The 7,744-nt window shown below is 57.9% G+C and carries 4 protein-coding genes and 1 pseudogene; 1 reads left to right on the top strand and 4 read right to left on the bottom strand.

Features of this window, described 5'->3' with window-relative positions:
- Nucleotides 1-241: 241 nt before the first annotated feature.
- Nucleotides 242-772 carry a hypothetical protein gene (locus EOS_RS12355; protein WP_087881928.1) on the bottom strand — a complete coding sequence of 177 codons (531 nt, stop codon included), beginning with the start codon at nt 770-772 and terminating at the stop codon, nt 242-244.
- 725 nt (nt 773-1,497) lie between these two features.
- Between EOS_RS12355 and EOS_RS48750 the strand changes: the two genes are divergently transcribed.
- Nucleotides 1,498-1,767, top strand: a complete 270-nt coding sequence (locus tag EOS_RS48750; protein ID WP_075645321.1) for an alpha-hydroxy-acid oxidizing protein — start codon at nt 1,498-1,500, stop codon at nt 1,765-1,767.
- On the opposite strand, the pseudogene EOS_RS48950 reads toward EOS_RS48750, so the two are convergent.
- The 3 genes and pseudogenes from EOS_RS48950 to EOS_RS12345 all read right to left on the bottom strand — a co-directional run.
- Nucleotides 1,673-2,763: pseudogene (locus tag EOS_RS48950) on the bottom strand (ADP-ribosylglycohydrolase family protein). The gene EOS_RS48750 and the pseudogene EOS_RS48950 overlap by 95 nt on opposite strands.
- A 187-nt stretch (nt 2,764-2,950) precedes the next feature.
- A complete protein-coding gene (locus EOS_RS44355) occupies nt 2,951-3,391 on the bottom strand; it encodes a hypothetical protein (protein ID WP_075645320.1) in 441 nt (146 codons plus the stop codon).
- 24 nt (nt 3,392-3,415) lie between these two features.
- Nucleotides 3,416-7,744 (bottom strand): DUF6531 domain-containing protein (locus EOS_RS12345; protein ID WP_053063853.1); only part of this gene is annotated, 4,329 nt, incomplete at its 5' end.

Raw genomic sequence — 7,744 nt, 5'->3', positions numbered from 1 at the left:
CCTTGAACTCATCAAATACGTCCGAGAACCTGTTCCACGCGTCGTCACCGGAGTAGTAGTTCTCCAATTCGTCCATTTCAGAGTCCGCCAAATGCTATCAAGTTCGCCTCCGATGGGTTACGGGCCGATGGTGCCAAGATTCCCTCGTACCCACTTTCGCTAACCCAATCACCGAGCCTATGAGTGCCACTCGCGCACTGCGTCTAACCTGCACGTCATATACATGCTATGAGATTTAAATCTATGCGTTATCCGGAACAAAGTTGGGTCCGCCGCGCTTGACGACCGCTTCGGAAACATAGAGCAGTGGACCCCACATACCGTTCGTACTGTTCCAAGTTGCCCCTGCCCAACGCGTATCACCAATCAGACTCTGTTTGTTGGATTCAAGTTCTGCCTTCAAGACGGCCGCGAGCGCGTTAAGGTCGGCCTCGAAGATATCGCCGTACACTCCGTTTGGCTGAGTCCGCTTCCCTACCAGGCAATAAAGGTAATACCAAATCCAGTCATGTGCGACGTAGATGGCGCGATTCTTGTCTGGATACGATTGCAGCAAATCCGCAAGGCTCCCGAACAACCTGGCAGGAAAGTTCAGATCGCCTGTACGCTTCCAATATGGCAACACCAGAAGATCGAAAGCTGCGCTCACGTTTTGCGGCTCATCGTTATCGATTCTGGCCTCGAAAAAATAAGGGCTCTCGCCAGTCAGAAACTTATCTAGCTCATTGTTAGCCTGAGCGCGGGCAAGGACGTCATTATTCATGGCAGTCATTGTATTTTCACCGTTCCGGGCAATTGGGTGACATCCTTACCTTGAACACCACTCGTGGCTGAAATCTCGCAATCACAGCCATAACATCCATCTTCAAAACGGCAAAGCAGCGCCTGAAAATTTCTTACGTATTCCACGTCGACGGAGCTCTGCGGGCGCCAGTCTACTTATGGCAAGGCCCTCATAGTTGGATGTAAGTACTGAGAATCGAAAGTATTTGCGCAAATCATTAGAATTGGTAATCGGCCTGGATCGCAAAGCACGCAATGCAAATTTTGTATCGAGAGCTCTATCGTCGTTCTAGGCTCGATGTTTGCGTTTGACATCTCGACAGAGTGCATCCAGAGATCTTAGCTCGTTTGCGTTCTTATGACACACCCCGTCTTTTCGCAAAGGATAATATTTCTTGCCTTACCGAAAACGATCGTAGGTGGGAATATGAAATTTTTTCAAGTCCATCAAAGTCAATCGGGAGTGCCAGGTGGCAAAAATATCCGTCTCGGTTGCTGCCCCATCTGAAGTTGTGCGCAAGACGATTCCCTGTGGAGAGAAGATAATCGACTACCGATTCCAAGTGAGCATACAAAGGCCGACCAAGCGGAGCATCATCCAAGAGCACGGTTTTTGTCATTTAATCCCCCACGAGGCTTGGATCATAAGAGGGCGTCTGGACTTCAGAAATCAATCGCATTTGCCTTGCATCATAATGATGCCGTTTCACGGTCTTGCATTCTGTCGTGGAGGCTTGTCCGGACCCTTCGGTGATGATCGACGGTGGCATTCGCCGCGCTAGCGACGTCCTGAAGGCGCTGGCCTTCGACGCGCGCGCCGTATTTGTCGGCCGGTCGTTCGCGCATGTTGCATCTGTCGCCGGCAGGGCGGGAATAACCCGCGACGGCTTCAGGCGGTATCGTCAGTCGATCTCGCCAGAACGGACAAGTCATGCGCAAAATGGTAGAACCCGTGCGCGGCGTGCGTGTTTACGATCCATTTGACAGGCAACCCGGTCTCCCCGTGGTATGCGCCGGCAAGTTGACCAAAGACGGCCCCTACCGTATCTGCGTCGTCTGCAAGATTAACTGCTGCAAGCAAGCCGGGCTCGAATCCATTGTTGTTGTGGAAAGCCCATAAGACAGCTTCAAGTGTATCGACTACGTAACCGGACGATGAAATGTCTCTGCGCGCCTTGTTCTTATACGATCCTCTCGCAATCCTCCCGACTGCCGGAGCAAGTGGATAGCGGTCCCAATACGAGGGAATAGGCGCGTACCTGTCACTCAAGAGTGTCTCCTTGGGCACGCCAGCCAAGGCGCCCATAGCAGCGCGGAGAAAAAGCGGCACGCGTCCACGGCTTCCGTTGCGCCGTGCGTCAACCGGGAGCTTTCGGCGGCAAAGTAAACGGCCTGTTCGAAGTTGCTCGAGTAACGCAAGACGACGGGGGCCAACCTCATCAATGATCCATTGCCCGCGGTGTCCGGGGCTGTCGACCCTGCAACGGCATCGCCAGTCGCAAGATATCGATCAATCGCAGCCCGGGTCGTCACTCCGATATCGAAGCACTTGTCTGTCGGACTATAGGCACCGAATCGATACCAGTATGAAAACGCCTGCATGGCGTCATTTGCGTCGAATTTGCCGGCTTTGATCAAACTGTAAGCAAGGCAGCAAGCCATGCTTGTATCGTCAGTCCACTCGCCGGCCTTCAGACGGAACGGGCCGCCGCCCACGAGATCGGTTACCGTCGCGCTATCGCGAGGAGCGAACTCCAGCGTGGTGCCCAATGCATCACCAATCGCCAGACCTAACAACGATCCGCGAAACCGGTTTGCAAGCTCGGAGCTATCTGCGCCCAGTCGGCCAAGGACGCCGAGAAGCTCGGCACTACCAGCTAATGGATGCCGATTGCGATAGCGAAAATACTCCGCCAACCATGGAGTCTTCAGCTCAATGGACGCATCGCTGAATCTTCTTGAGTAAGGCAGAAAGCCCATATCGGTCGGATATTGGCCCCTCGTTGTAAAGCGCTCGGCGGACCGCTTTACAACGTCTTTCTGCCCTTCGCTCAATTCGGAATTTTTTGCGCTCATCGCGGCATTGTCACATTAAAGCGTTGGGGTCTCAGTTGTTTGATGGACTACCAAACCTGCGCTACCAGAGACATAGCAGTCAATCGCACCTTTATGCCAAACGCTCCCAGAACCCGTTCTCTGCCCTTTCTGGTTCACCAAACGCCCAAATTGACCCGCATATCGAGCATGTGTAATACATGACTGCCTCCGCCGTGTGTGGACCATCGCGCGTCCACAAAGGAGGCGTTATCGAACGCAATGTTCCAGAGGCCACCGACGCATCTCTGCGTTTTGAGTAATCGTCATATTCTTGCCTTGACGCGAACTGCCGCGGCGCGCCGACCAATGCGCATTTCTCACAAGACGGAAGCAGTCGTGCAATTGCCGCCATACGCGCGTAGTCGTTTCCATGACGAAGTTTCAGAAATTGCCCGCGCGGCAACTGTGCCGTGATTCGAGGGCTTTCGGCCGCGATCCACGTCTTAAGTTTGCCCAGATCGATGCTACCCTCACGATACGCCGCGAGCATCCCTAAGATATCTTTGTCCATTTCCTTCATCCACGGTGGGGTGAATCACAAGCCGTTTAGCGGTATTACCCAGTCGTCCGACCAAGTGCTTGTGGTGCCCATAAACTGATTTTGTCCCCCCTTACCAGCCGCAGGATAGAAAGATGTTTCTGGTTCCCATCCAACGGACAGGGCTCCGCCGAGTGGCCTCGGAACCGTCGCGGAAGTCACTTCCGACGCCGGGATCTTGATCAAAACCTCTGGCGCCCCCCAATGCGAGAACACTTGTGCTTTATCCATCAATGTATGCGGATCAGTGCCTACATAGTCGGTGGACATGTAGGTGCCGGCACCGCCTCGACCACTGATGCCACCCTGCTGACGGTAAACATCGACGGCACGCTGGGTCGTTGCTCTGTACACGTAGTCTTGCGAAGCTATCGTCCGATCCAGTTCGGCTTGCAGTTGCGGTCCTTGACCGCGGGAACGCGATATTAGGTTTCGATACTGGTCTCGCGTCAGGGCACGTTCTCCGGGGCCCGGTCGAACGCCTCGAGTGCTAAGTCCTTTATCGGGTTCGTTGTCCAGGCTGCTGCATGATGCCAAGCCTAGTGGATCTATCTCCCTGAGAGGATTCGTCACATAACTTTGCGTCCGGAATCCCCCGGTGAGACCGATTGGGTCGGCGCTTAGGTATGAACCGGAATCAGGATCGTAGAATCGATTCAGGTTATAGCAAAGTTCTGACTCGGTGTCCGCCCATTGGCCAGAAAATCGGATGTCCGTATCAACAACGCCATTCTTGTCGGCCCCGACCTCGCTCCGGCGTGCTTTGCCCCAAACCGTGTGCGTCGTACTCCACACCCGATCGCCGCGATCATCAAAAATTGCTTGCGGCAACCCGGAAGCATTGCAAACTGCGGGGTAGAAGTAATCGTCCGTCTCCTGCGCAAATGGTGTAAAGGTGGCGGCATCGATATGCCAACTCGTAACACGGATGGAAGTCCCATCCTTTTGAACTCGCCACCGCTCCGCGAGCACGTCGCCATCCCATAGAAACCGAACGGCCTCCCGCGTAGCTTGGTTGATCTTTTCAACCCGCCGGTTGAACGCGTCGTATCGATATGTCCAGACGCCCTTCTCGGGTGTGCGCACCTTCACCAGCCGGTTCAACCCATCCCACGTGAACTGCCACGTTTTTGGCCTGAAGCCAGGCTGTTCGACGGTCTTCTCGATCGTTCGGCCGCGCATGTCGTAGCGGTAGCGCGCATAACCAACGCGCTCCGGGAGGCCGCCCGGCAGATACCGGCGGGCATCGACCGGCCCTTGCTGGCCGTGCGCCGCAATGTTCAGGTTCGCGTCGTAGCGGTAGTGCTCAGGTGGCTGACGAAGGCTATGGACCGACGCTACCTGCCCCCGTACATCGTGCTGGTACGTCACACTATCGAAGTCGGTCTCGACCCGCTCCAGCTGTCCCGCTGCATCGTACGAATACAGTTGCCGCGTGAGTTTTTCCAACGCACGAACCGGATCCGACTGCATCTCGTCAAATGCGGATTGCGGCCCAGCGACCTGCCGCTGCACGCGACCCAACGCATCGTATTGCCGCTGCATCACGAACTCGCCCGCCTGACGGCCTGTTTCCCGTCCGAGGCTGTCGCGCAGGATCGACATCGGGCCGATCTTGGTCAGTGCCCCGAGCGCGTCGTATTCGTACTGAGTTTTCCGGTGCGGCGTTATCCGTGCAGTGCGCTGACCCTGCGCGTCATACACGTGCTGCAGCAGGTGGCCGTGCTGGTCCTCACCGATCAGACGGCCCTTGTCGTCGTAAGCGAAGCGCGTGACATGCGGCGATTCGCCCTTTACCTCGGCACTGGCCAGACGGCCCACTTCATCGTAGGCATAGGCCAGCTTCACATCGCCGGCGTCAGCCATCATGAGGCGACCAGACGAGTCGTACCCGTAGCTCCATGTGCCGCCATCCGGCAACGTCTTCACCAACAACCGGCCCACTGCATCGCGCTCATAGTGCGTCGTGCGGCCACCCCAATCGATCTCCGTGACGAGGCGGCCCGCGCCGTCATAGCGATATTCCCACGTCTCGCGCAACGCGTTGACGACCTTCGTCAGCCGGGTCGCGTGGTCATACTCGAAACGGGTCGCGTAGCCAGCAGCATCGATCGACGCCGTAACGAGGTCGAACGGCCCGAACTCGCGCCGGGTAACGCGGCCCAGTGGATCAATCTGCTCAACCAGCAGACCTTCGCTGTTGTAGCGCGCACGAGCAACGGTACCGTCCGCCTGCGTGACCTTCGAAATCGCGCCGCGCGGATTGTCCGGCCCGGCTGCGTATTCATACCAGGTGACATTGCCGTCCGGATCGGCTTCTTCAACGAGGCGTCCCAGCACATCGAACGCTGTGGAGAATTGAGCGCCTGTCGGCAGGCGGATGGCGATCAGCCGCAACTGCGCATCGTAGTCGTGCCGCGTTTCGCGACCGCCATTCATGACACGGAGGAGTTCGCCACGCTCGCCGTAGCGGTAACGCGCTACCGTTCCGTCAGGCGCAGTACGCGCGGTCAGGCGCTGAAGATGGTCGTATTCAAACTTGACGTGCGCTCCACCCGGCAGCACAACAGTAGTCAGCAACCGGTTATCGTCGTATTCGAACTGCGTTGTGTTACCAGTCGGTTCCAGTACAGCGATGAGATTGCCGCGTTCGTCGTGATGGAACTCGGTGCGCCGGCCAAGCGCGTCGGTTTGCGACAGCAACCGGCCGAGTCCCCATTCCCGCAGGGTGGTGTGGCCGAGTGGATTGGTCTCGACCGTGACCAGTCCATCGGCGTTATATTCGTAGACCCACTCGCCGTCACCGTCGATGACGCGCGTGCGACCGTCTTCATAGATGAACCGGCCAGTGTGATACCCCTGCCGCGTGCCGGTTTCGATCACACGGCCCGCTTCGTCGTACAGGTAGCGGACATCGGTCTGGTCAGTGTCACGCCAGCCAGTCATCCGTCCGTTCTGGTCGTACGTGTAATGAAAATGGCCATGCTGGAAGCTCGCGACATGGGACAGCATGGTCCCGCTGTAGCCGTAGTCCACGAGCGTTTGAGACTTGCCCAACGCATCGTGCAGGACGATCTGGTCGACTTCACGCTTCGCACCGTGATACCGGATTTCCACCCGGTACCCGTCGGTGTGCGCGAGGCAGGCGAGGCGATCGTCTTCGTCGTAAGAGAACGAGACGGCATTGCCGCTCAGGTCCTCTATGCGCTCGAGCCGCGAGGTGCCGCCGTCGACGAGCGGCGCAAACACCAGCACCTGCCGGGTCTCATGGTCGAGAATGCGCGGTTCATCCCGCTTGCCGATCAGGCGATACCGTGGTTCGCGCAGGTTGATGCCTTCAAGGCCGGCCTCAGGTGCGATGAACGTGATCGCCTGACCGCCCGCGTTGTGGAACCGCACCAGGTGTCCGTCCTGGAACGACAGACGCTGCGACCAGTTGGTCGACCACTTCAGTCCAAGAAGCCCCGAATCTTCGGAACGCGTCCGGTAACGGCGCGTCAACTGCAACGGCAACACGCCGGGAATCGAAATGTCGGTGCGGATGTCGACCATCTCTCCGGTTGCCACATCGACCGGGTCTTCCTTGCAGGTTGAGACTTCGTCCTTTTTCCCAGAGACCTCAGCCGACTTTGTCGGTTCACGTTTCGGAAGTGCGTCCCCTAGCATGCCGCCGAGCTTTGCACCCAGCAACCCCCCGAGCAAACCGGCGAAGAACTCCTCGCCGGCGGTCAGCTCCGGATTTTTCGGCCCATACTGCCCCGTCGTCCGGTCAACCCAGACGCTCTTACGCCCCGAATTGACCTTCGCGCTGCAATGGGTCGAATGGCCGATGCGAACCAGCGGAAGCCCGTTGATCGTGATGGTCTTGCTGCCTTCGACAAGCGGCTCAGGAGAATTCGAGTGCTTCGAGCATGACGTGACATCCGTAACCCGCGCAGCAGCCTTGCCCTCGAAGGTGACGTTGCCCGATCCGCTGGTGATCTTTCCGCAGTTGCTCCCCATGTTCTGGCTTGCGGAGGCGAGTGCGCTGCCGAGGCTCAGGCCTCCGGCCATGCACACGCCGACAATAAGCGCACCAGCCAGGCCACCAGTCGCTACGGTAGCCGCGACCATCGCGCCGATTGCGATGCCAGCCGCAAGGCCAGCCATCATCCCCATGAAGCCGGACGAATGCGCGATGTCGTCGCCGACACACGCCGGGTGAGGATCGCCACGCCCGATGGTCAGGCCGAGCGCATCGCCAACCTTGGTCGCGCCCTCGGCAACGGCGCCGGTCACACCCAGCTTGCCCAGCGCCCACGATCCGGCCAGTGCGACCACCGCCGG

Source organism: Caballeronia mineralivorans PML1(12) (genome assembly GCF_001028175.1).
Taxonomy (GTDB): Bacteria; Pseudomonadota; Gammaproteobacteria; order Burkholderiales; family Burkholderiaceae; genus Caballeronia; species Caballeronia mineralivorans.
Note: the sequence above shows the minus strand (reverse complement) of the source record. Positions and strands in the feature narration are given on the sequence as shown.